This is a genomic window from Halomonas sp. NYA30 (assembly GCF_976980765.1).
The window spans coordinates 184,161-209,138 of sequence record NZ_OZ334477.1; the positions used below are offsets into that span (position 1 = coordinate 184,161).

The following is a 24,978-nucleotide window of genomic DNA, read 5'->3' on the forward strand; positions in this document are numbered from 1 at the left end:
ATGGGGATAGATATCCAAACACTTGTATGAATATAGTGATGCCAGCGTGCCTTGGGCGTGCTGAATTTAGCGTTACTGTGCGATAGAACGCGTCGCCTTTCCAGCGCCGTAACGTTTAGGCTGCGTTTAGTGGGCTGCTTGGCAAGCTGCTGACAGTGTTAAACGAGTGTTCGGTGGTTGGCTAATCGACATAAAAAAACCCGCTTGCGCGGGTTTTTTTGGATACTCACTGCTTGAAGCGGGTTACTTCTTGCTGTAACGCTTACGCTCGGTCTCTTTCAGCAGCTTTTTACGCAGGCGGATATGCACTGGCGTGACTTCGACTAGCTCGTCGGAGTCGAGGAACTCGATTGCCTGCTCCAGAGAGAACTTAACCGGCGGAGTTAACACGATGTTCTCATCGTTACCGGTGGAGCGCATGTTATCGAGCTTCTTGCCTTTAGTGGGGTTAACCACCATGTCGTTTGCGCGGTTGTTGATACCGATCAGCATGCCTTCGTAAACTTCCGTGGCGTGATCGATAATCAGCTTGCCGCGCTCTTGCAGTGCATACAGGGCGTAGGCGAGGGCTTTACCGTCAACCATTGAGACCAATACGCCATTACGACGCTCAATAGAGGCTTCAGGCTTCAGCGGGCCGTAGTGATCAAAACGGCTAGTTAGGATGCCGGTACCGGAGGTCAGGGTTAAAAACTGACCACGGAAACCGATCAAACCACGTGCAGGGATAATGAAGTCCAGGCGAACCCGTCCTTTACCATCCGGTAGCATGTTGGTCATCTCACCTTTACGGTAGCCAAGCTCTTCCATGATCGAGCCTTGATGCTGCTCTTCACAGTCGATGATGACTTCTTCGTAAGGCTCCTGCTTCTCACCGTCAATCTCTTTGATGATAACTTCTGGGCGGCCTACCGCCAGCTCAAAGCCTTCACGACGCATGGTTTCGATCAACACCGAAAGGTGCAGTTCGCCACGGCCAGATACTTTGAACTTCTCAGGGGTTTCGCCCTCTTCAACGCGCAGCGCCACGTTGTGAATCAGCTCTTGTTCAAGGCGATCCTTGATATTACGGCTGGTCACAAACTTGCCGTCTTTACCGGCGAACGGTGAATCGTTGACCTGGAAGGTCATCGAGACGGTCGGCTCATCAACGGAGAGCGGTGGCAGTGCCTGAACGTTAGCGGGATCGCACAAGGTGTCAGAAATTGACAGATCATCGATGCCGGTCACACAGACGATATCGCCCGCGGTGGCTTCGTTGGTCTGTACACGATCAAGACCCATATGGGTCATGACCTGGCCGATTTTGCCCTTACGTACATTACCGTCAACGCCGATGATCGAAACCTGTTGGTTCGGTTTCACCGCGCCGCGCTTGATGCGGCCAAGGCCGATAACGCCCACGTAGCTGTTGTAATCCAGTGCGGAAATCTGCATCTGGAAGGGGCCGTCAAGCTCCACCTTGGGCGGCTCAACGATGTCGACGATCGCCTGGAACATGGGGTCCATGTTGTCGGCCAGAGCTTCAGGATCCATCCCGGCAATGCCGTTCAAGGCAGAGCAGTAAATGATCGGGAAATCGAGCTGTTCGTCAGTCGCGCCTAGATTGTCGAACAGATCAAAAATCTGGTCGATCACCCAGTCAGGGCGCGCGCCGGGACGGTCAATTTTGTTGACCACCACAATCGGCTTGAGGCCTTGGGCGAATGCTTTCTGGGTCACAAAGCGAGTTTGCGGCATCGGGCCATCAACGGCGTCTACAAGAAGTAGGACCGAATCAACCATCGACATGACGCGCTCAACTTCACCACCGAAATCGGCGTGCCCAGGCGTATCCACAATGTTGATGTGGTAGCCGTTACCGTGGCTGTCTTGCCATTGAATGGCCGTATTCTTGGCCAAAATGGTAATGCCACGTTCTTTTTCCTGATCGTTCGAGTCCATAACGCGCTCTTGACCTTCTGCTTTACGGTCAAGGGTGCCGGACTGGCTCAGGAGTTTGTCGACCAGAGTGGTTTTACCATGGTCAACGTGGGCTATGATCGCGACGTTGCGCAGGTTATTAACCGCGCTGGAATTTTGCTGGTTTTGCATGCTGAGAGAGAACTCTTGTGAACACCCGTTTGTCCACGGGTCGGAAAATGCGGGTCGCAAGGGCTGGCAATTTGCCGACCATCTTGGCTCAGGGCTTGCGTCCAGTGGCTATTCTAGCATGTCGAAGGCTTCGCTGATATTACTGGAGCGCTTATCGACCTTAGTCGCCCTCAGGAAAGTTTTCGCAGCGAACCTCCATCCGCTAGAATAGCGCTTTTCCCATTGGGGCAGGAGCATGACCATCGGCAACCTGATGCGTTTGTTAAGCGATGGCGAGGTTCACTCTGGCGAGCAGCTGGGTGAAACGCTGGGTATTTCTCGTGCTGCGGTGTGGAAGCAGTTAAAAAAGCTAGAAGCGCTGGGCGTCGAATTGGTGGCCGTCAAAGGACGTGGCTATCGATTGGCGCAGCGGCTGGAGCCTTTGGAAGGCGCCAAAATCGTCGAGCGTTTGCCTGCTCAGGCGCGACATTACCTTGCACGCCTGTTTGTTGAAGATCAGTTACCTTCCAGCAATGAGTATTTGCGTCAGCGCTTTGAGCAGGGCGCAGGGCATGGCGAAGTGTGCTTGGTTGAGCTGCAAACGGCAGGGCGTGGGCGGCGCGGTCGTGTCTGGACGACGCCGTGGGGGCAGAGTTTAATGCTCTCGCTAGGCTGGCGCTTTGAATCTGGCATCGCGGTGCTTGAAGGCCTGAGTTTGGCCGTCGGGGTTGTAGTGGCTCAGGTGCTAGAGCAGCATGGCGTGGCGCCCAAGTTAAAATGGCCCAACGATATCTTGCTCTCCGAACAGGGCGATGATGCCTGCGACGAGCTTGGCAAGCTGGCCGGTATTCTGATTGAAATCACCGGGGACGCGGCAGGTCCCTGCGAGGTAGTGATCGGCATGGGCATGAATCTGTGGCTGCCTGCTGCTCAGCGAGCCGCGATCGAACAGCCGGTTGCGGCGCTTTTCGAGCGGTTGCCGGATATCTCGCGTAATCAGTTGGCCTCCGATGTCGTAGCTGGTCTATTGGCGATGCTGGCTGACTTTGAGCGTGTTGGCTTTAGCGCCTGGCAGGATGAGTGGAATCAACGTCATGCTTATGCAGGACTGCCTATTCGGGTGATCCAAGGGCAGCAGACCAGCGATGCCATCGCCGGGGAAGTAGATAAGAGTGGTAACCTTTGGGTTACCGAAAATGGTCACTCGCGACGCCTAGCCGGCGGTGAGATCAGCGTACGCAGGCGTTTATGATTCTGGATCTTGATATCGGCAACACGCTGTCAAAATGGCGGCTCAAGGATGCCGAGAGTAGCGAGATACGATCGCGCGGGGCGGTATGGACCCGTGAAGAGTGGCGACCAGGGGCTGACATCCCGGATCTTGACGTAGTGGAGGCGGTGCGTATTTCAAGCGTGGCCAGGGCGGCCGTGCTGGAAGAGACGGTTGCTTTACTGCGTCGCCGGGTGCGTCATGTGCATGTGGCACACTCAACCCATGAAGCGCTGGGGGTCGTCAACGGCTATGAGGAGCCAGGGCGTTTAGGCGTTGATCGGTGGATGGGGGCGCTGGCGGGCTATCAGTTAGCGGGCGGTTGCTGTGCGGTGGATTGTGGCAGTGCCATTACTATCGACTTTGTGTTGCCGGGCGGTAGCCATCTTGGTGGCTTTATTATCCCAGGGCTGCGCCTGATGAAGGAGAGCTTGAAGCTAGGCACCCGCAATGTGGCCATCGACCCAGAAAGCGAGGCGGATGAATTGCTAGAGCCAGGGCGGCGTACAGTTGATGCCGTCAATCATGGTATCTATATGGCGGCCGTCAGCGCGATTAATCGCATCTATAGTGAAGTCTGTGATCAGCAAGGCGTGGCGCTACCGATGCTATTAACCGGTGGCGATGCCCGGGTTGTCTCGCGGGGGGTGCAAGTGCCTCATGCGGTGTGGCCGGACATGGTTTATGGCGGTTTAGAGGCCTGTTTTCCAATGACCTTTGCTGAGCGTGCAGGCAAAATGTCAGGCGCGCCGCGAGTGCCGGAGCCTGTATCGCTAGAAAAGATTCGTGCGGGACTTGCATTCTCAATGCTGCTTTGACAGAATGCAGCGCGTTCGAAGGCGAGGCATAAGCGTCTCGCGATGTTGAAAGTGCTGATATTCAGAGTGTTGATAAGCTAAGCTTTTCATAGCTATAACGATTATCAGGCTTGACACGTTTTTGAAGGCTGGCATAATATGCCGCCACGTTGGAGAGATTCCCGAGTGGCCAAAGGGAGCAGACTGTAAATCTGCCGCGAAAGCTTCGAAGGTTCGAATCCTTCTCTCTCCACCAAGTTTATCAGGCGCTGAACTGTTCAGTGTTTGGGAATGAAAAGCCGGTAAGCGGGCGTTAGCTACTGTTTCTCGTGCAGCGGATTGTCATTCTATAGGCAAGTTCGGCGGGCGTAGTTCAATGGTAGAACCTCAGCCTTCCAAGCTGATGGTGCGGGTTCGATTCCCGCCGCCCGCTCCAGTTGATGTGTTTAGCTCATGTAGCTCAGGGGTAGAGCACACCCTTGGTAAGGGTGAGGTCGACGGTTCAATTCCGTCCATGAGCTCCATATTGCAGATAAAGCGAGCGAAGCTCGCTTTTTTTGTCTCTGCGGTCAGGTGGCTTTGATGGCGTCTGAGCGTAAAGAAGGGGTTGTCATAAGTGGCTTTCTTCGCTACCATGGCGCCCGCTGTTGTATAGGCGATTGAAAAAGACGCTTATCGATAGATGTAGATAGTTGTTGTAAAAAATAGTTGTTGTAAAAAATCAGTACGACGATACAGGCCAGTAGCTCAATTGGCAGAGCAGCGGTCTCCAAAACCGCAGGTTGGGGGTTCGATTCCCTCCTGGCCTGCCAACCTTCCCCAGGTTGGTATGTCTTTTTCCAAAATTCTTTTATCGTTCGCCGCACCCTTGAGGAGTCTCGTTTTTATGAAGCCTGGTTCTGTAAAACATGGCGCCGAGGTGCAACAGACGCGCCATGACGGGCTCAAATGGGCGGCGGTCGTAGCGCTGCTTGTCGTTGCTGTCGTTGGTAATACCTATTTCGCCGATATTGGCCTGCTCTACCGTGTGCTAGGTGTAGTGGTGTTATGTGTGATTGCGGGTTTGATCGCGCTGACCACTACCAAAGGTCGTGATTTAGTAGAGCTTGCCAGAAGCGCCAAGAAAGAGATTCAGCGCGTTGTATGGCCGACCCGAGCCGAAACCATCCAAACCACTGCCATTGTGTTAGTGGCTGTTCTGGTGGTGGGGCTAATGCTGTGGTTGATCGACACTCTTCTTGGCTGGGCGATGTCCGGCGTCATTGGTTAGGAGTTTTCATGTCCAAACGTTGGTACGTCGTTCACGCTTATTCTGGGTTTGAAAAGCATGTCATGCGCTCACTTATTGAGCGTGTGAAAATGTATGGTATGGAAGATCGCTTTGGCGAGATTCTGGTGCCGACAGAAGAAGTTGTCGAGATGCGAGACGGCAAGCGTCGTAAGAGCGAGCGCAAATTTTACCCTGGCTATGTGCTGGTTGAGATGGAGATGGCCGACGAAACATGGCATCTCGTCAACGAGACGCCGCGGGTAATGGGCTTTATCGGCGGCACAAAAGAGAAGCCAGCACCGATTACATCACGCGAAGCAGACGCTATTTTGCTGCGTGTTAAAGATGGCACCGACAAGCCGCGGCCCAAAACGATGTTTGAGCCGGGTCAGTCAGTGCGTGTTGTTGACGGGCCGTTTGCTGATTTTAACGGTGTTGTCGAAGAAGTTAATTATGAAAAGAGTCGCCTTCATGTCAGCGTGCTGATCTTTGGGCGCTCTACACCTGTTGAGTTAGAATTTTCTCAGGTTGAAAAAGAATAAGCTCTCAGGTTGAGAAAGAGTAAGCGTATTTGATTCGTGCGGAATAACTAAGTGGTTGTTTCGCTGGTACCGGGGAGCCTTCGGGCGTTACTACCCAATTGGAGCATAAACGATGGCCAAGAAAGTACAGGCTTATATCAAACTGCAGGTTGCTGCAGGTAAAGCCAATCCAAGCCCGCCGGTAGGCCCAGCACTGGGTCAGCACGGCGTGAACATCATGGAATTCTGTAAGGCGTTCAACGCCGCGACTCAAGAAATTGAGCCGGGCTTACCAACGCCAGTCGTGATCACTGTCTACTCAGACCGTAGCTTCACGTTCGTCACCAAGACACCGCCTGCTGCCGTGCTGCTGAAGAAAGCTGCTGGTATCAAGTCCGGTTCTGGTGAGCCGAACAAGAAGAAAGTCGGCACCGTGACGCGTGAGCAGCTCGAAGAGATCGCCAAAACGAAAGAGCCAGATTTAACGGCTGCGAATCTTGATGCCGCTGTGCGCACCATTGCTGGCAGTGCTCGCAGCATGGGCCTAAATGTGGAGGGTCTCTGATCATGGCTAAACTATCTAAGCGTGCGAAAATTATTCGCGAAAAAGTAGACGCCACCAAATCCTACTCTATTGAAGAGGCGGTAGCGCTGCTCTCCGAGCTGTCTACGGTTAAATTCAAAGAGTCGCTTGATGTCGCCATTAACCTGGGCGTTGACCCGCGTAAATCTGACCAAGTTGTGCGTGGCGCTACCGTCATGCCTAACGGTACTGGTAAAGATGTACGCGTTGCGGTCTTTACCCAGGGTGCCAATGCCGATGCCGCTAAAGAAGCCGGTGCCGACATCGTGGGTATGGATGACTTGGCTGAGCAAGTGAAAAAAGGCGTGATGGATTTTGACGTCGTTATCGCTTCGCCAGATGCTATGCGCGTTGTTGGTCAGTTGGGCCAGATCCTGGGTCCGCGTGGCCTGATGCCTAACCCGAAAGTTGGCACCGTAACGCCTGATGTGGCGACAGCGGTTAAAAATGCCAAAGCGGGCCAAGTGCGTTTCCGTACTGATAAAAACGGCATCATCCACACTACCCTGGGTAAAGTGGATTTTGACGTGGCAGCTATTAACGGCAACCTGGAAGCCCTGGTTGCTGACCTGAAGCGCCTCAAGCCGAGCGCGTCTAAAGGCATTTACTTCAAGAAAATGACTCTGTCCACTACCATGGGCCCGGGTTTAACAATCGATCACTCTGCTTTCGCGTAAAGCGAGTTTTCGTTGGTTTTCTTGTAGGAACCGAGCAAGAACTTTGCGGTCCCCCGTTTGGTTATTAACACTGGCCGGGGCATCGTCAAAGACCGCAGGTGCCGTGCTTAGTATGTACACTTAGTATTTTGTATATACAAGGGCGGCTTAATTGCCTCATAAGCGCCTGCGCAGATGGTGTGGCCGCCAGTTGGTTAAGCTTAAAAGCTTTCTGGTGAGCACCATCCCCAAGGCTTTCCGCATTGCAGTTTATTTGCAATTAAGAGCGGAAAGAGATGGTAACCACCGGAACCTTCTTGGGTTCCGGCACGAAGGAGTGATCACTGTGCCACTAGCACTTGAAGGCAAGAAAGCGATTGTTGCCGAGGTCAGTGAAGCGGCCAAGGGCGCACTCTCCGTCGTAGTTGCTGATTCTCGCGGCGTTACGGTTGGTAAAATGACCGATCTGCGCAAGCAAGCGCGTGAGAATGGTGTAGAGCTGCGTGTTGTTCGTAATACGCTGGCTCGCCGCGCTCTCGAGGGCACTCAGTGGGAGTGCCTGAACGATAGCTTCGTTGGTCCTACGTTGTTGGCCTTCTCTACTGATCATCCGGGCGCTGCTGCTCGTCTGTTCAAAGAGTTTGCTAAAACGGACAAGAACTTCGAAGTAAAAGCGTTGGCCTACGAAGGTGAGCTGATTCCGGCTGCTGACATCGACCGTCTGGCAACCCTACCGACACACGACGAAGCAATTGCCAAGTTGATGTCGGTGATGAAAGAAGCCTCCGCTGGCAAGCTGGTTCGTACTCTGGCCGCGTTGCGCGACCAGAAGCAAGAAGCAGAAGCTGCCTAAGCAGCGTTTCTTGCAGGTGGCGTGAACGATTTAGTCGCGACGCTGCCTGAACCGAGCAATGAATCCTGAGTCCTCGGCTGACCGAGACTCCCGCAAAGTTAGGAATGAAACAATGGCACTGTCTAAAGACGATATCATCAATGCTGTAGCCGACATGTCCGTAATGGAAGTTGTCGAGCTGATCGAAGCAATGGAAGAGAAATTCGGCGTTTCTGCAGCGGCTGCCGTAATGGCTGGTCCGGCTGCTGGCGGCGAAGTAGCTGAAGAACAGACTGAATTTGACGTCGTTCTGACCGCTGCTGGCGACAAGAAAGTTAACGTGATCAAAGCGGTTCGTGAGATCACTGGCCTTGGCTTGAAAGAAGCTAAAGGCGCTGTTGACGGCGCTCCGGCGACCATCAAAGAAGGTCTGTCTAAAGACGACGCTGAAGCAGCTAAAGCGAAGCTGGAAGAAGCGGGCGCAACCGTCGAGCTCAAGTAATTCTTGTGCGGACGGCTTTACGCGCTGCGTAAGCTTCCACGGCTGGCGGCGGGATATCCCGCTGCCGGCCTTTTTCTGTTGTAACTGATGTTTGTTAACAGTAATGCTGCTGGCAAATGATAGAAGCGACAGAAAGTAAAAGCGTTATTGAAATAGTGTTATCGACTACAGTGTTATCGAACTAGATTTTCGACGGCGAGCTACCGATTTAGGAGCTTGCTGTCTGCGTCTGACGAAGCCCGCCGGGCAGCGATGACCACGCATCGGTCACCCATGGTGAACAAGCTGGGGAATACAGATGGCTTACTCATATACTGAGAAAAAACGCATCCGCAAGGATTTCGGCAAACTGCCCCAAGTGATGGATGTGCCTTACTTGCTGGCGATCCAGCTTGATTCCTATTACGACTTCCTCCAGCAAGATCGTTCGCCCGACGAGCGTCACGAGGTCGGTCTGCACGCGGCATTCAAGTCCGTGTTTCCGATTGAGAGCTTCTCCGGCAATGCAGCGCTTGAGTATGTCAGCTACCGCTTCGGTACGCCGGCGTTCGATGTTAAGGAGTGCCAGCTGCGCGGCGTGACTTACTCCGCCCCGCTGCGCGTCAAGGTTCGCTTGATCATCTATGATCGCGACTCTTCGAACAAAGCAATTAAAGATATCAAAGAGCAAGAAGTCTACATGGGGGAAATCCCCCTGATGACTGAGAACGGTACCTTTGTAATTAACGGTACTGAGCGGGTTATCGTTTCCCAGCTCCACCGCTCGCCCGGTGTGTTCTTCGATCACGACAAAGGTAAGAGTCACTCTTCCGGCAAGCTGCTCTACTCAGCCCGTGTGATTCCTTACCGTGGTTCCTGGTTGGACTTCGAGTTTGACCCCAAAGACAACGTCTTTGTACGTATTGACCGTCGCCGCAAACTGCCGGCCTCGGTACTGATGCGTGCGTTGGGTATGAACACCGAAGAGATCCTTGCCGAGTTCTTTGAAACCAGCGTCTTCCACATTGAGAAATCCGGTTTCTCTGTGGAGCTAGTGCCGTCGCGCCTGCGCGGCGAAACGGCTACCTTCGACATCAAGGATGGCGAAGGTAATGTGATCGTTGAAGAGGGTCGTCGGATTACCCAGAAGCACATTCGCCAGCTTGAAAAAGCCGGCCTTGAGCGTCTGGACGTGCCGATGGAGTACCTGTTCGGCAAAACCCTGGCCAAAGATCAAATCGATTCCAAAACGGGCGAGCTGATCTGTCCGTGTAATACCGAGATCACCCCTGAAGTGCTTGAGCGTATGGCCCAGGGCGGCATTACCCTGGTAGAGACGCTTTACACCAACGATCTCGACTGCGGCTCTTTCATCTCCGACACTCTGAAGCTGGATGCTACAAATTCAGCACTAGAGGCGTTGGTCGAAATTTACCGCATGATGCGTCCCGGCGAGCCGCCCACCAAAGAGTCTGCCGAAACGCTGTTTAACAACCTGTTCTTCAGTGAAGACCGCTACGACCTGTCGGGCGTTGGCCGCATGAAGTTCAACCGCCGCCTGCGTCGTGATATCGACACCGGCTCCGGCGTGCTGGATCGCAAAGACATCCTGGATGTGCTGCGCGAATTGATCAGTATCCGTAACGGCTTCGGTGACGTCGACGATATCGATCACCTGGGTAACCGCCGTATTCGCTGCGTTGGCGAAATGGCCGAGAACCAGTTCCGCGTTGGCTTGGTACGTGTGGAGCGTGCGGTGAAAGAGCGTCTTTCCATGGCGGAAAGCGAAGGCCTGATGCCCCAAGATCTGATCAACGCCAAGCCGGTTGCGGCGGCGGTGAAAGAGTTCTTTGGCTCCAGCCAGCTTTCCCAGTTTATGGATCAGAACAACCCGCTTTCCGAGGTTACCCACAAGCGTCGTGTGTCCGCACTCGGCCCCGGTGGTTTGACCCGCGAGCGCGCTGGCTTCGAAGTACGTGACGTTCACGCCACGCACTACGGGCGTCTATGCCCAATCGAAACGCCAGAAGGCCCGAACATCGGTCTGATTAACTCGCTGGCCACCTACAGCCACACTAACAGCTACGGTTTCCTTGAAACGCCGTACCGTAAAGTGGTTGATCGTCAGTTGACCGACGATATCGTTCACCTCTCGGCGATCGAAGAGGGCGATTTCGTTATCGCCCAGGCGTCAGCAGCGGTAGATGAGTCCAACAAGCTAAGTGATGACCTGGTTCAAGTTCGTCACCGCGGTGAAACCACCTTTATGCGTCCTGAACAAGTGACGCTAATGGACGTATCACCACGTCAGGTTGTCTCCGTTGCAGCGGCATTGATTCCGTTCCTGGAGCACGATGACGCCAACCGCGCCTTGATGGGTTCTAACATGCAGCGTCAGGCGGTCCCGACCCTGCGTGCTGATAAGCCGTTGGTAGGTACGGGCATGGAGCGCTTTGTTGCCCGTGACTCCGGCGTCTGTGCGGTGGCCAATCGCGGCGGCGTGATTGATTCCGTGGATGCGCGTCGTGTGGTGGTACGGGTTAATGAAGATGAAATTATCGGCGGTGAAGCCGGTGTTGATATCTACAACCTGACCAAGTACACCCGCTCGAACCAGAACACCTGTATGAACCAGCGCCCCATCGTGCGGCCTGGTGACAACGTGGCGCGTGGCGATATTCTCGCCGACGGCCCGTCTGTCGACATGGGTGACCTGGCCCTTGGCCAGAACATGCGCATCGCATTTATGCCCTGGAACGGTTACAACTTCGAGGACTCGATCCTGCTTTCCGAGCGGGTCGTGCAAGAAGACCGTTTCACGACGATCCACATTCAGGAACTGACCTGTGTGTCTCGCGACACCAAGTTGGGCTCGGAAGAGATTACCTCCGATATCCCGAACGTGGGTGAGTCTGCGCTTTCCAAACTGGATGAGGCGGGCGTTGTTTACATCGGTGCTGAAGTTGGCCCCGGCGACATTCTGGTCGGTAAGGTGACACCGAAGGGTGAAACCCAGTTAACGCCAGAAGAGAAGCTGTTGCGTGCCATCTTTGGTGAGAAAGCGTCTGACGTTAAAGATACTTCCCTGCGTGCCCCGACCGGCATGAAAGGTACGGTCATCGACGTTCAGGTGTTTACTCGTGACGGCGTTGATAAAGACTCTCGCGCACTATCCATTGAGCGTACGCAGCTTGATGAAGTGCGTAAGGATCTGCAAGAGACGTACCGGATTGCTGAAGACGCCACGTTTGAGCGCCTACAGCGCACCCTTGATGGCCAAGCTGTCAATGGCGGCCCGAACCTCAAAAAAGGCGACGTGCTAGACGAGGCGTACCTGGATGAGCTGCCGCGTCAGCAGTGGTTCAAACTGCGCATGCAGGATGAGTCCTACAATGAGTTGTTGGCTCAGGCCGACGAGCAGCTTGAAAACCGTCGTAAAGAGATGGATGAGCGCTTTGAAGATAAGAAGCGCAAGCTGACCCAGGGCGATGACCTTGCTCCGGGCGTGCTGAAAATCGTCAAAGTCTATATGGCGGTTAAGCGTCGCATCCAGCCAGGCGACAAGATGGCGGGTCGTCACGGTAATAAAGGTGTTATCTCGGCAATTATGCCGATCGAAGACATGCCGTTTGATGAGAAGGGTGAGCCGGTCGACGTGGTGCTGAACCCGCTGGGTGTACCGTCGCGTATGAACGTCGGTCAGATTCTTGAAACCCACTTGGGTATGGCGGCACGTGGCTTGGGCGTCAAGATCGAAGCCATGCTGCGCGACGCACGCGGTCAGCAAGTCGCGGAGATTCGTGACTTCCTGGGGCAGATCTACAATACGCAAGGTACGCGTGTTGAAGATCTCGATTCCCTGACCGACGATGAGATTATCGCTCTGGCGAAGAACCTCAAAGGTGGTGTGCCGATGGCCACGCCGGTGTTTGACGGTGCCAAAGAGCACGAAATCAAACACCTGCTGAAGCTGGCGGACATCCCTGAATCGGGTCAGATGGCCCTGTTCGATGGCCGTACCGGTGACGCCTTTGATCGTCCGGTTACCGTCGGCTACATGTACATGTTGAAGCTTAACCACTTGGTAGACGACAAGATGCACGCGCGTTCTACCGGTTCTTACTCGCTGGTTACCCAGCAGCCCTTGGGTGGTAAGGCGCAATTCGGTGGTCAGCGCTTCGGTGAGATGGAAGTGTGGGCGTTGGAAGCATACGGCGCCGCATACACGCTACAAGAGATGCTCACCGTCAAGTCGGACGACGTCGAAGGCCGCACCAAGATGTATAAAAACATCGTGGATGGCGACCACACCATGCAGGCAGGCATGCCGGAATCCTTCAACGTACTGGTGAAGGAAATCCGCTCGCTGGGCATCGATATCGAGTTAGAGAGCTAGGAGCCGTCCCATGAAAGATTTGGTGAAAGTACTCAAATCGCAGTCTCAGTCCGAAGAGTTTGACGCGATCAAGATTACCCTGGCGTCGCCGGACATGATTCGCTCCTGGTCGTTTGGCGAGGTGAAGAAGCCTGAGACCATCAACTACCGTACCTTTAAGCCGGAGCGGGACGGTCTGTTCTGCGCCAAGATTTTTGGTCCGGTAAAAGACTATGAGTGCTTGTGCGGCAAATATAAGCGCATGAAGCACCGTGGTATTATCTGCGAAAAATGCGGCGTTGAAGTGACCAAGGCCGCCGTGCGTCGTGAGCGCATGGGGCACATTGAGCTGGCTTCTCCGGTTGCTCACATTTGGTTTTTGAAGTCACTGCCGTCGCGTATTGGCATGTTCCTCGATATGACCCTGCGTGATATCGAGCGCGTGCTGTACTTCGAAAGCTTTGTCGTGATCGATCCCGGCATGACCACGCTGGAGCGTGGTCAGCTGCTCAACGATGAGCAGTACTTCGAAGCATTAGAAGAGTTCGGCGATGACTTCGATGCCCGTATGGGTGCCGAAGCCGTTCAAGAGCTACTCAAAGATATCGATCTGGAAGAAGAGATTAACCACCTGCGTGAAGAAATTCCGCAGACCAACTCTGAAACTAAGATCAAGAAGCTTTCTAAGCGCCTGAAGCTGCTGGAAGCCTTCTACCACTCTGGCAATGCGCCGGCGTGGATGGTTATGGAAGTGCTGCCCGTGCTGCCGCCGGACCTTCGTCCGTTGGTACCACTGGACGGTGGCCGGTTCGCGACCTCTGATTTGAACGACCTTTACCGTCGCGTGATCAACCGTAACAACCGCTTGAAGCGTCTGCTTGACCTCAATGCGCCGGATATTATCGTGCGCAACGAGAAGCGGATGCTGCAGGAGGCGGTCGATGCACTGCTTGATAACGGCCGTCGCGGTCGTGCGATCACGGGCTCTAACAAGCGTCCGTTGAAATCGCTCGCCGATATGATCAAAGGTAAGCAGGGCCGTTTCCGTCAGAACTTGCTGGGTAAGCGTGTTGACTACTCGGGCCGTTCGGTCATTACCGTAGGACCGACCCTGCGTCTGCACCAGTGTGGTTTGCCGAAGAAAATGGCGCTTGAGCTGTTCAAGCCGTTTATCTACTCCAAGCTACAGTCGCTGGGCTACGCTTCAACGATCAAAGCCGCCAAGAAGATGGTCGAGCGTGAGCTGCCGGAAGTGTGGGACATCCTCGCCGATGTTATCCGCGAACACCCGGTACTGCTTAACCGCGCACCCACGCTGCACCGTCTGGGTATCCAGGCGTTTGAGCCGCTGTTGATCGAAGGTAAAGCGATCCAGCTACACCCGCTGGTATGTGCCGCCTACAACGCCGACTTTGACGGTGACCAGATGGCGGTACACGTACCGCTGACCCTGGAAGCCCAGCTTGAAGCGCGTGCGCTGATGATGGCCACCAACAACGTGCTGTCGCCCGCTAACGGCGAGCCGATCATCGTGCCGTCGCAAGACGTTGTTCTGGGTCTCTATTACATGACCCGCGAAAAGATCAACGCGAAAGGCGAAGGCATGGTGTTCTCTGACCTTAATGAGGTCGAGCGCGCCTTTGGCACCCAGTCAGTATCGCTACACGCACGGGTTAAAGTGCGTCTAGATGAGATCGACATTGAAGAAGAGACCGGCGAGCGTAGCTTCCACCGCCGTATTTACGACACCACGGTCGGTCGTGCACTGCTGTTCCGCATTCTTCCGGAAGGTGTCCCCTTCGCGCTGATCGATCAGCCGATGAAGAAGAAGGCGATCTCCAGCCTGATCAACGAAGTCTATCGTCGTGCCGGCCTTAAGCCGACCGTCATCTTCGCTGACCAGCTGATGTACACCGGCTTTCGCTTGGCGACTTGGTCTGGTGCCTCTATCGGTGTTAACGACTTCGTTATCCCCGAAGCGAAAACCGAAATCGTTGACGCGGCGGAAGCCGAAGTTAAAGAGATCGAAGACCAGTTCTCTTCTGGCCTAGTAACAGCGGGTGAGAAGTACAACAAGGTTATCGATATCTGGTCGAAGGCGAACGATAAAGTGGCTAAGGCGATGATGGTCGGCATCTCGAAAGAGACCGTTATCGATCGTGATGGCAACGAGGTTGAGCAAGATTCGTTCAACAGCGTCTTTATCATGGCCGACTCCGGTGCTCGTGGTTCGGCTGCCCAGATTCGTCAGCTTGCTGGTATGCGTGGCCTGATGGCCAAGCCGGATGGCTCGATCATTGAAACGCCGATCGTCGCCAACTTCCGTGAAGGTCTGAACGTACTGCAGTACTTCATCTCGACTCACGGTGCACGTAAAGGTCTGGCGGATACGGCCCTGAAAACGGCCAACTCCGGTTACCTGACGCGTCGTTTGGTCGATGTGGCGCAAGATTTGGTTATCACTGAGGTTGATTGTGGTACCGAAAATGGCTTGACACTGCACCCGATCATCGAAGGCGGCGACATCATTGTACCGCTCTCCCAGCGTGTACTAGGTCGCGTGGTTGCGCAGGATGTCGTGCATCCGGGCAGCGGCGAAGTATTGATCGCTAAAGGGACATTGCTCGACGAGAAGTGGTGTGCAGAGCTCGACACCATGGGCGTCGACGAAATTATCGTACGCTCCACGATTACTTGTGAGACCGCACATGGCGTGTGTGCCTCCTGTTACGGCCGTGACTTGGCCCGTGGCCACCAGGTCAACATCGGTGAAGCTGTCGGCGTTATCGCTGCCCAGTCAATTGGTGAGCCGGGTACCCAGCTGACCATGCGTACCTTCCACATCGGCGGCGCAGCATCGCGTTCATCAGCCGTGGATAGCGTACAAGTGAAGCACGGCGGCAAGGTTCGCCTGCACAACATCAAGCATGTTGAGCGTGGTGACGGCAAGCTAGTGGTGGTCTCTCGTTCGAGCGCCTTGGCTGTTGCGGATGACCATGGTCGTGAACGCGAGTACTACAAGCTGCCTTACGGCGCCGAACTCTCGGTACGCGACGGTGACGTCGTGGATGCCGGTGCCATAGTCGCCAAGTGGGACCCGCACACGCACCCGATCGTTGCCGAAGTAGAGGGTAAGGCGCAGTTCATCGATCTTGACGAAGGTGTCACCATGCACCGTAGCGTCGATGAGATGACTGGCTTGTCCTCTATTGAGGTGATCGAGTCTGCAGCGCGCCCCATGGCTGGTCGCGATAAGCGCCCGATGGTCATGCTGCAAGACAGCGCTGGTGAGTACGTATCTGTCTCCGGTTCGAACACGCCGGTGCAGTACTTGCTGCCTGGCAACTCGATTATTTCGGTCGACGATGGTGTCACTATCGGTGTGGGTGAAGTCGTTGCCCGTATCCCGGTAGAAGCCTCGGCGAACAAAGATATCACCGGTGGTCTGCCACGCGTTGCTGACTTGTTTGAGGCGCGTAAGCCGAAAGAGTCGTCTATCCTGGCGGAAATCAGCGGTGTCGTTAGCTTTGGTAAAGAGACTAAAGGCAAGCGTCGCCTGATGATTACCCCGGAATCCGGCGATCCGTTTGAAGCCTTGATTCCGAAGTGGCGTCAAATTGCCGTCTTTGAAGGCGAAACGGTTGAGAAGGGGGAAGTCATTTCTGATGGCCCGAGCAACCCCCATGACATCCTGCGTTTATTGGGTGTTGAGGAGCTCGCCAAGTACATTACGGCAGAAGTACAAGACGTTTACCGTCTCCAGGGCGTTGGTATCAACGATAAGCACATTGAAGTGATTGTGCGTCAGATGCTGCGTAAGGTAGAGATTGCTGATTCAGGCGACTCTGATTTCATCACGGGCGATCAAGCCGAGCTTGTGCGTGTGCTGGAACAGAATGAACGTCTTGAAAAAGAGAAGAAATTCCCAGCCAAGTACCAACGCATGTTGCTGGGTATTACTAAGGCCAGCTTGGCCACCGAGTCGTTCATTTCCGCGGCCTCCTTCCAGGAGACCACCCGCGTATTGACCGAAGCAGCGGTGACCGGTAAGCGTGATTACCTGCGCGGCCTGAAAGAAAACGTGGTGGTTGGTCGTCTAATACCAGCAGGTACGGGCTTGACTCACCACGCAGAACGCCGTCGCAAGCGCGAAGGCGTTGAGCAACTGTTGAACCCCTCGGCGACCGAGGTAGAGCAGGAGCTAGGTGCCCAGTTAACCGCTCTCGACTCTGACGACGAGCTGTAAATTTGGTGCTTAAAACAAGCAGTAAAATTAGTAAGTAGCATAAGTTGCTGACCTAAAAACGTCACCTTGCTGGTAAAACCGCCAGCAAGGCTTGACGGCACCTAGGGTCAGCCTTTAGAATGCGCAGCCTTTAACAGTGGGGTGGGTGCGCCCGCATCCGCTGCACGTATTTGTTAAAAAGGCTACTTGTTGAAAGACAAGGCAACCATTGGAGTCAGCTAAACACCATGGCAACGATTAATCAGCTAGTGCGCAAGCCGCGCAAGCGCCCCGTCACTAAAAGTGACGTGCCCGCGCTGCAGGCCTGTCCGCAAAAGCGCGGCGTATGTACGCGCGTTTACACTACTACCCCGAAGAAGCCGAACTCGGCCCTGCGTAAGGTTTGCCGTGTGCGCCTTACCAACGGTTTCGAAGTGTCTTCTTACATCGGTGGTGAAGGTCACAACCTTCAAGAACACTCTGTCGTTTTGATTCGTGGCGGTCGTGTAAAGGATTTGCCAGGTGTGCGTTATCACACCGTTCGTGGCGCCCTTGACACCTCTGGCGTTCAAAATCGTCGTCAGGGTCGTTCTAAATACGGTACTAAGCGTCCTAAGTCCTAATAAGGCTGGGGTAGCTGTATAGCATGGCCGATTTTATTGGGTGTGCTGAGTAGCGATTATCACGAATTTGACGGTCTGATAAGAGTAAGGTCGGGCGACGCTTTGTCTTAGTACAAGCTCATGAGTTCCGGGTTTACCTGAAAGATCCTTAATTGAGGGCTTATCATGCCTAGAAGAAGAGTAGTAGCTAAACGCGAAATCCTGCCGGATCCTAAGTTCGGAAGTGAGCGTCTGGCGAAGTTCATGAACCACCTGATGGTCAGCGGCAAAAAGTCCATAGCTGAGCGTATCGTCTACGGTGCGTTGGACAAGGTTGCCGATCGTAGTAAAGAAGATCCGCTGGAGATCTTCGACAAAGCGCTGGAAGCCATCCAGCCCATGGTCGAAGTGAAGTCGCGCCGCGTTGGTGGTGCGACCTATCAGGTGCCGGTTGAAGTACGTCCGTCTCGTCGCCAAGCGCTAGCAATGCGCTGGCTGGTAGACGCGGCGCGTCGTCGCGGTGAGAAAACCATGGTGCAGCGTCTAGCAGGCGAAATGCTGGATGCCGCGGAAGGTAAAGGTTCTGCCGTTAAGAAGCGCGAAGACGTGCATCGCATGGCAGAAGCCAACAAGGCCTTCTCGCACTACCGTTTCTAAAATCGGTGTTTCTAGAAACTGCGTTTCTAAGCACGGCGTTTTTAAGTACGGCTTTATGGTTTTTATATGCACGTTGTTCAGCATGGCGAAGTGTTTGCTGAGTCGCGTTGTTGCAACGCATTAGTTGCAATACCCAGCCGCTACCATGCAGTGGTAGCGGCGGACGCATAAGCCTCGCTTGCATACGTCGCTAAATTAACGAGCATCGCCAACAAACGGGAGTTTCACCGTGGCACGCAAGACTCCACTAAATCGCTATCGTAATATCGGTATCGTCGCTCACGTTGACGCGGGTAAGACTACGACGACTGAGCGGGTACTGTTCTACACCGGCCTTTCCCACAAAGTGGGCGAAGTGCACGACGGTGCTGCGACCATGGACTGGATGGAGCAGGAGCAGGAGCGTGGTATCACTATCACCTCAGCTGCAACTACCTGTTTCTGGCAGGGCATGAACAAGCAGTTCCCTGAGCACCGTATTAACATTATCGACACCCCAGGGCACGTTGACTTCACGATCGAAGTTGAACGTTCTTTGCGCGTACTTGATGGCGCGGTTGTTGTACTGTGCGGTTCTTCCGGCGTTCAGCCGCAGACCGAAACTGTATGGCGCCAGGCCAATAAGTACGAAGTGCCGCGCATGGTCTTTGTCAACAAAATGGACCGTACCGGTGCTGATTTCTTCATGGTTGTCGACCAGTTGAAAGAGCGTCTGGGTGCTAATGCTGTGCCGATCCAGATTAACTGGGGCACGGAAGAAGACTTTAAAGGTGTTATCGACCTTATTCAGATGAAAGCCATCCTGTGGGATGAAGAAAGTCTGGGTATGACCTATGACCTCGTGGATATTCCTGCTGAGCTACAAGAAACAGCAGAAAAGTATCGCGAAGAGATGGTCGAGGCTGCTGCCGAAGGCTCTGATGAGCTGATGGAGAAATACCTTGAAGGCGGCGAGCTAACGATTGAAGAGATCAAAGCTGGTCTGCGTGCGCGCACTCTGGCTAACGATATCGTTCTGGTTACCTGTGGTTCTGCCTTTAAGAACAAGGGTGTTCAGGCCGTGCTGGATGGCGTTATCGAATTCATGCCTTCGCCGACAGAAGTTAAGGCGATCGAAGGTGAGTTGGATGATAAAAACGGCACCGTTGATACCCGTGAAGCGGACGACAGTGCACCGTTTGCGGCGTTGGCATTTAAAATCGCCACCGACCCCTTCGTTGGTACGCTGACCTTTATCCGCGTCTACTCGGGCGTTCTGAAATCTGGCGACGGTGTTTATAACTCCGTTAAGCAGAAGAAGGAGCGCGTTGGCCGTATCGTTCAGATGCACGCCAACTCCCGTGAAGAGATCAAAGAAGTACTGGCGGGCGATATCGCCGCTTGTATCGGTCTCAAGGACGTCACCACCGGTGATACCCTGTGCGACATCGATAACAAAATTGTTCTCGAGCGTATGGAGTTCCCGGATCCGGTTATCTCGGTTGCTGTAGAGCCTAAATCTAAGGCAGACCAAGAGAAGATGGGTGTCGCTCTGGGCAAGCTTGCTCAGGAAGATCCCTCCTTCCAGGTTAAAACCGACGAAGAAACCGGCCAGACGATTATTTCTGGTATGGGTGAGCTTCACCTGGACATCCTCGTTGACCGTATGCGTCGCGAGTTTAAGGTTGAAGCCAATATCGGTAAGCCGCAGGTTGCCTATCGCGAAACGATTCGCGGCAGCATTGAGCAAGAAGGCAAGTTCGTGCGTCAGTCCGGTGGTCGTGGTCAGTACGGTCACGTTTGGCTACGTATTGAACCGCTGACTAAAGAAGAGAAGGGTGAAGGCGAAGATGAAATCTTCTTCAAATTCACTTCTGAAATCGTGGGTGGTGCGGTTCCGAAGGAATACGTTCCCGCGGTTGAGAAGGGTGCTTACGAGCAGCTCAAAAACGGTGTCATCGCGGGTTACCCGATGATCGACGTTAAAGTGTCGCTGTTCGACGGCTCCTTCCACGACGTGGACTCCAACGAGACTGCGTTTAAGATTGCTTCTTCTATGGCAGTGAAAGAAGGTGCCAGGAAGGCCAAGGCCGTGCTGCTGGAGCCGGTGATGAAGGTCGAAATCGTGACCCCCGAAGAATTTATGGGTGACGTCATGGGCGACCTGAGCCGTCGTCGCGGCTTGGTGCAGGGCATGGATGACTCTTCTTCTGGTAAAGTCATTCGTGCAACGGTGCCACTGGGCGAGATGTTCGGTTATGCAACCGATCTGCGCTCACAAACCCAGGGCCGTGCGAGCTACTCTATGGAGTTCTCGAAGTACGACGAGGCGCCCTCCAGCGTCGTTGAAGCCGTCATCAATCAAAACGGTTAACCGTTAGCTAACGTAAAGAGGTTATAGCAGTGGCTAAGGAAAAATTTGAACGTTCCAAACCGCACGTCAACGTCGGCACCATTGGTCACGTCGACCACGGTAAAACGACTCTGACAGCGGCCCTAACCCGCGTGTCTGCTGAGGTTTTCGGCGGCGACTGGCGTGAATTTGATACCATCGATAACGCTCCTGAAGAGCGCGAGCGCGGTATCACGATCGCTACTTCCCACGTGGAATATCAGTCTGAAGAGCGTCACTACGCTCACGTTGACTGCCCAGGACACGCTGACTACGTCAAGAACATGATCACCGGTGCTGCGCAGATGGACGGCGCGATCCTGGTATGTTCTGCCGCAGACGGCCCGATGCCGCAAACTCGCGAGCACATCCTGCTGTCTCGTCAGGTTGGCGTACCGTTCATCGTTGTGTTCCTGAACAAAGCGGACATGGTCGATGACGAAGAGCTGCTCGAGCTGGTAGAAATGGAAGTTCGCGAACTTCTAGACCAGTACGACTTCCCGGGCGACGACACGCCGATCATCACTGGTTCTGCCTTGATGGCGCTGAACGGTGAAGATGAGAACGGCATGGGTACTACTGCGGTAGCTAACCTGATCAAAGCTCTGGACGAGTACATTCCTGAGCCGGAGCGTGCTATCGACCAGCCGTTCCTGATGCCGATTGAAGACGTGTTCTCTATCTCTGGTCGCGGTACTGTTGTTACCGGTCGTGTAGAGCGCGGCATCGTTAAAGCGGGCGAAGAAGTGGAAATCGTGGGCATCCGCGACACCACCAAAACGATCGTTACCGGTGTTGAAATGTTCCGTAAACTGCTCGACGAAGGTCGTGCTGGTGAGAACGTTGGCGCCCTGCTGCGTGGTACTAAGCGTGATGACGTCGAGCGTGGCCAAGTATTGGCCAAGCCGGGCACCATCAACCCGCACACTACCTTCGAAGCAGAAGTTTACGTACTGTCCAAAGAAGAGGGTGGTCGTCACACGCCTTTCTTCAAGGGCTACCGTCCCCAGTTCTACTTCCGTACCACCGATGTAACCGGTACTTGTGAACTGCCGGAAGGCGTTGAAATGGTCATGCCGGGTGACAACGTTCAGATGGTTGTTACCTTGATCGCTCCGATCGCAATGGACGAAGGTTTGCGCTTCGCTATTCGTGAAGGCGGCCGTACTGTCGGTGCTGGCGTTGTGGCCAAGATCGTCAAGTAAGCTACATGCTTGAATGATGAAGGGGGCTCTGATGAGCCCCCTTTTCTGCGCACCAACAGCAAATGTTTGACATGGGCTTTTGGCGTGCCTATAATGCGCATCCTTTGAATGCGTGGGTAGACGGCTCGCGCCGTCGACATCCATTGGAGTTTAAGGCAAATGCAGAACCAAAAGATTCGCATTCGGTTGAAAGCATTCGACCATCGCCTGATCGATCAGTCCACAGCGGAAATTGTTGAAACTGCTAAGCGTACTGGTGCTCAGGTTCGTGGCCCGATCCCGCTGCCGACCAATCGCGAGCGTTACACCATCCTGATCTCGCCGCACGTCAACAAAGATGCGCGTGACCAGTATGAGATTCGTACGCACAAGCGTGTGCTCGACATTGTTGAGCCGACCGAGAAAACTGTTGACGCTTTGATGAAGCTTGATCTCGCCGCAGGCGTAGACGTGCAAATCAAACTCAACTAATTACACTAGTCACTTTGCGGCCCAGCGCTCATCGCTCTTTATAAAGAGTTGGCATGAGCAGCAGCCGCCGCGCCGTGAGGCGCCATACAATGTGCTAGTGGAATGCTCTGGAAAGGGCAGCCATAGCGGGTGATAGCCCCGTACACTATAGGAGACTGAGTATGACTATCGGTTTAGTCGGTAAAAAGGCCGGGATGACCCGTGTCTTTACCGAAGACGGCGCGTCTGTGCCCGTAACCGTTATTGAAGTTGATCCTAATCGTGTTACACGCGTTAAATCTGTCGAATCTGACGGTTACGCAGCGATTCAGGTCACATCTGGCTCTCGCAAAGCGAAGCACCTCACCAAAGCGCAAGCGGGTCAGTTTGCCAAGGCGGGTGTTGAAGCTGGTCGTGCACTGATGGAATTTCGTCTTGCAGAAGGCGAAACAATTCCTGAAGTGGGCGGCGAAATCACCGTATCCCTCTTCGAAGCTGGTCAAATGGTTGACGTGACTGGCACCTCTAAGGGTAAAGGCTTCCAGGGTGCTGTTAAGCGCTGGAATTTCCGTACCCAAGACATGACTCACGGTAACTCTCTGTCGCATCGCGCGCCGGGTTCTATCGGCATGTGTCAGACTCCGGGTCGCGTTTTCAAAGGCAAAAAGATGGCCGGTCAAATGGGTAACGCCCGTTGCACCGTGCAGAGCCTTGAGATCGTCCGTGTCGACGCCGAGCGTAACCTGCTGCTGATTAAAGGCGCCGTACCGGGTGCTCCCGGTAGTGACGTTATCGTTCGCAGCGCCGTGAAAGCAGGCTGAAGGGGATAATTACCAATGAATCTGAATCTTGCTGCAGGCGCGGGTACCGTTGAAGTAGCCGACGCCACTTTTGGCAAAGAATTCAACGAAGCGCTTGTTCACCAGGTTGTCACTGCCTATTTGGCGGCTGGTCGTCAGGGAACCCGCGCACAAAAGAGTCGTTCCGACGTTCGTGGCGGTGGTAAGAAGCCGTGGCGTCAGAAAGGCACCGGTCGTGCACGTGCCGGTACCATCCGCTCTCCGCTATGGCGTAGTGGTGGCGTAACCTTCGCGGCGCGTCCGCAAGACTACACCCAGAAGGTTAACCGCAAGATGTACCGTGCAGCGATGCGCTCCATCTTGTCTGAGCTGGTACGTCAAGAGCGTTTAGTCGCGATTGAAGAGTTCGTCGTCGATGCGCCTAAGACCAAGCAGGTAGCTGCCAAGCTGAAAGAGCTCAACCTTGAAAAAGTGTTGATCGTCACTGAAGAAATCGACGAGAAGCTCTATTTGGCCGCACGCAACCTTCCCCACGTTGACGTGGTGGATGTCGCGGCAGCTGACCCGGTAAGCCTGGTAGCCTTTGATAAGGTCCTGATTACCGTCTCCGCCCTGCGTAAATTCGAGGAGAAGCTGGCATGAACCAGGAACGCGTATTTAAGGTTCTGCTTGGGCCGCACGTGACCGAAAAGGCCGCAATGGCAGCCGAGCGCAACCAGTACGTTTTCAAGGTAGCATCTGATGCTACCAAGCCCGAGATCAAAAAGGCCGTTGAAGCACTCTTCGGCAAAAAGGTCGGTAGTGTTCAGGTTCTGAACATGAAGGGTAAAACAAAGCGTACTGCGAACGGCGTTGGCCTGCGTAAGGGTTACCGCAAAGCGTATGTGACCCTGGCTGCGGGTGAAACGCTCGAAGACTTCTCTGGCGCCGAATAAGGGCAGGAGTACGGATAATGGCAATCGTCAAGACCAAACCCACTTCCGCCGGTCGTCGCCACGTCGTCAAGATCGTTGGCGAGGAACTGTTTAAAGGCCGTGCCTATGCACCGCTTTTGGAAAAACAGTCCAAGTCCGGCGGCCGGAATAACTACGGTCGTATCACCACCCGCCACGTGGGCGGTGGTCATCGTCACCACTATCGGTTGATCGATTTCAAGCGTACCAAGGATGGCATTCCTGCCACCGTTGAGCGCCTGGAGCACGATCCCAACCGCAGTGCGCACATTGCACTGCTGAAGTATGCCGATGGTGAACGTCGTTACATCATTGCACCGAAAGGTGTCAGCGCGGGTGACGTGCTGGAATCTGGTGTTAACGCGTCAATCAAGAAAGGCAATGCCTTGCCGCTGCGTAACGTTCCGCTGGGTTCTACGGTGCACTGCATCGAACTCAAGCCGGGCAAAGGTGCGCAGATTGCTCGCAGTGCCGGTACAAGCGCCCAGTTGGTTGCTCGTGAAGGTAACTATGCCACCTTGCGTCTTCGCTCTGGCGAAATGCGTAAAGTGTTGGCCGAGTGCCGCGCGACGTTGGGTGAAGTGAGCAACTCTGAGCACAGCCTGCGTCAACTTGGCAAGGCCGGTGCGAAGCGCTGGAGAGGCGTGCGTCCGACTGTTCGCGGTGTCGCGATGAACCCAGTCGATCACCCACACGGTGGTGGCGAAGGCCGCACCAGTGGTGGTCGTCACCCGGTATCCCCATGGGGTGTGCCGACTAAGGGTCACAAGACGCGTAAGAACAAGCGCACCGACAAGCTGATCATTCGTCGTCGTAATAAGACGCGTTGATCTAAATTGCCAAGACATTAAGAGGTA

Annotated in this window: 20 protein-coding genes and 4 tRNA genes; 23 read left to right on the forward strand and 1 reads right to left on the reverse strand. The window is 54.3% G+C overall.

Going from position 1 to position 24,978, the window contains the following annotated elements:
• Positions 1–243: 243 nt before the first annotated feature.
• A complete protein-coding gene (gene typA, locus ACWI0H_RS00840; RefSeq protein ID WP_008959183.1) occupies positions 244–2,094 on the reverse strand; it encodes a translational GTPase TypA in 1,851 nt (616 codons plus the stop codon).
• A gap of 235 nt (positions 2,095–2,329) precedes the next feature.
• On the opposite strand from typA, the gene ACWI0H_RS00845 reads away from it, so the two are divergent.
• From ACWI0H_RS00845 to rplB, 23 genes are all read left to right on the forward strand, one after another.
• Positions 2,330–3,325 carry a biotin--[acetyl-CoA-carboxylase] ligase gene (locus tag ACWI0H_RS00845; protein WP_008959181.1) on the forward strand — a complete coding sequence of 332 codons (996 nt, stop codon included), beginning with the start codon at positions 2,330–2,332 and terminating at the stop codon, positions 3,323–3,325.
• Positions 3,322–4,161, forward strand: coding sequence for a type III pantothenate kinase (locus ACWI0H_RS00850; RefSeq protein WP_008959180.1), 840 nt, complete (start codon positions 3,322–3,324; stop codon positions 4,159–4,161). Before ACWI0H_RS00845 ends, ACWI0H_RS00850 begins: the two co-directional genes overlap by 4 nt.
• A gap of 151 nt (positions 4,162–4,312) precedes the next feature.
• Positions 4,313–4,396, forward strand: a tRNA-Tyr gene (locus ACWI0H_RS00855).
• Between the two features lie 106 nt (positions 4,397–4,502).
• A tRNA-Gly gene (locus tag ACWI0H_RS00860) sits at positions 4,503–4,576 on the forward strand.
• 13 nt (positions 4,577–4,589) lie between these two features.
• A tRNA-Thr gene (locus tag ACWI0H_RS00865) sits at positions 4,590–4,664 on the forward strand.
• A 212-nt stretch (positions 4,665–4,876) separates the two neighbouring features.
• Positions 4,877–4,952 (forward strand) — tRNA-Trp (locus ACWI0H_RS00870).
• A 74-nt stretch (positions 4,953–5,026) separates the two neighbouring features.
• Positions 5,027–5,410, forward strand: a complete 384-nt coding sequence (secE, locus tag ACWI0H_RS00875) for a preprotein translocase subunit SecE (RefSeq protein WP_008959179.1) — start codon at positions 5,027–5,029, stop codon at positions 5,408–5,410.
• Between the two features lie 8 nt (positions 5,411–5,418).
• Positions 5,419–5,952 carry a transcription termination/antitermination protein NusG gene (gene nusG, locus ACWI0H_RS00880; RefSeq protein ID WP_008959178.1) on the forward strand — a complete coding sequence of 178 codons (534 nt, stop codon included), beginning with the start codon at positions 5,419–5,421 and terminating at the stop codon, positions 5,950–5,952.
• A 112-nt stretch (positions 5,953–6,064) separates the two neighbouring features.
• The gene (gene rplK / locus ACWI0H_RS00885) at positions 6,065–6,496 is read left to right on the forward strand and encodes a 50S ribosomal protein L11 (RefSeq protein WP_007112017.1); all 432 of its coding nucleotides are present in this window, start codon (positions 6,065–6,067) and stop codon (positions 6,494–6,496) included.
• A gap of 2 nt (positions 6,497–6,498) precedes the next feature.
• Positions 6,499–7,191 (forward strand): 50S ribosomal protein L1, encoded by a 693-nt coding sequence (gene rplA / locus ACWI0H_RS00890; protein WP_485874577.1) that lies wholly within the window; start codon positions 6,499–6,501, stop codon positions 7,189–7,191.
• 325 nt (positions 7,192–7,516) lie between these two features.
• Positions 7,517–8,023, forward strand: a complete 507-nt coding sequence (gene rplJ / locus ACWI0H_RS00895; protein WP_133731702.1) for a 50S ribosomal protein L10 — start codon at positions 7,517–7,519, stop codon at positions 8,021–8,023.
• A 112-nt stretch (positions 8,024–8,135) separates the two neighbouring features.
• Positions 8,136–8,504 (forward strand): 50S ribosomal protein L7/L12, encoded by a 369-nt coding sequence (gene rplL / locus ACWI0H_RS00900; protein WP_008959176.1) that lies wholly within the window; start codon positions 8,136–8,138, stop codon positions 8,502–8,504.
• Positions 8,505–8,802: 298 nt separating this feature from the next.
• The gene (gene rpoB / locus ACWI0H_RS00905) at positions 8,803–12,879 is read left to right on the forward strand and encodes a DNA-directed RNA polymerase subunit beta (protein ID WP_485874578.1); all 4,077 of its coding nucleotides are present in this window, start codon (positions 8,803–8,805) and stop codon (positions 12,877–12,879) included.
• A gap of 10 nt (positions 12,880–12,889) precedes the next feature.
• Positions 12,890–17,104: a DNA-directed RNA polymerase subunit beta' gene (gene rpoC / locus ACWI0H_RS00910; protein WP_485874579.1), complete on the forward strand. Its 4,215-nt coding sequence runs from the start codon at positions 12,890–12,892 to the stop codon at positions 17,102–17,104.
• Positions 17,105–17,331: 227 nt separating this feature from the next.
• On the forward strand, positions 17,332–17,706 hold the full coding sequence (gene rpsL / locus ACWI0H_RS00915; RefSeq protein WP_008959173.1) for a 30S ribosomal protein S12: 375 nt from the start codon (positions 17,332–17,334) through the stop codon (positions 17,704–17,706).
• Between the two features lie 165 nt (positions 17,707–17,871).
• Complete coding sequence (gene rpsG, locus ACWI0H_RS00920; RefSeq protein WP_101147115.1) at positions 17,872–18,342, forward strand: 30S ribosomal protein S7; 471 nt, start codon at positions 17,872–17,874, stop codon at positions 18,340–18,342.
• A gap of 229 nt (positions 18,343–18,571) precedes the next feature.
• On the forward strand, positions 18,572–20,695 hold the full coding sequence (fusA, locus tag ACWI0H_RS00925) for an elongation factor G (protein WP_008959171.1): 2,124 nt from the start codon (positions 18,572–18,574) through the stop codon (positions 20,693–20,695).
• Positions 20,696–20,724: 29 nt separating this feature from the next.
• Positions 20,725–21,918, forward strand: coding sequence for an elongation factor Tu (tuf, locus tag ACWI0H_RS00930; RefSeq protein WP_101147113.1), 1,194 nt, complete (start codon positions 20,725–20,727; stop codon positions 21,916–21,918).
• 159 nt (positions 21,919–22,077) lie between these two features.
• On the forward strand, positions 22,078–22,389 hold the full coding sequence (gene rpsJ, locus ACWI0H_RS00935; RefSeq protein WP_007112007.1) for a 30S ribosomal protein S10: 312 nt from the start codon (positions 22,078–22,080) through the stop codon (positions 22,387–22,389).
• Between the two features lie 161 nt (positions 22,390–22,550).
• Entirely contained in the window at positions 22,551–23,189 is a 639-nt protein-coding gene (gene rplC / locus ACWI0H_RS00940; protein ID WP_008959169.1) for a 50S ribosomal protein L3, read from the forward strand.
• A 15-nt stretch (positions 23,190–23,204) separates the two neighbouring features.
• Complete coding sequence (gene rplD / locus ACWI0H_RS00945; protein ID WP_008959168.1) at positions 23,205–23,810, forward strand: 50S ribosomal protein L4; 606 nt, start codon at positions 23,205–23,207, stop codon at positions 23,808–23,810.
• Complete coding sequence (gene rplW, locus ACWI0H_RS00950; RefSeq protein ID WP_008959167.1) at positions 23,807–24,103, forward strand: 50S ribosomal protein L23; 297 nt, start codon at positions 23,807–23,809, stop codon at positions 24,101–24,103. Before rplD ends, rplW begins: the two co-directional genes overlap by 4 nt.
• 17 nt (positions 24,104–24,120) lie before the next feature.
• Positions 24,121–24,951: a 50S ribosomal protein L2 gene (gene rplB / locus ACWI0H_RS00955; RefSeq protein WP_008959166.1), complete on the forward strand. Its 831-nt coding sequence runs from the start codon at positions 24,121–24,123 to the stop codon at positions 24,949–24,951.
• Positions 24,952–24,978 lie beyond the last annotated feature (27 nt).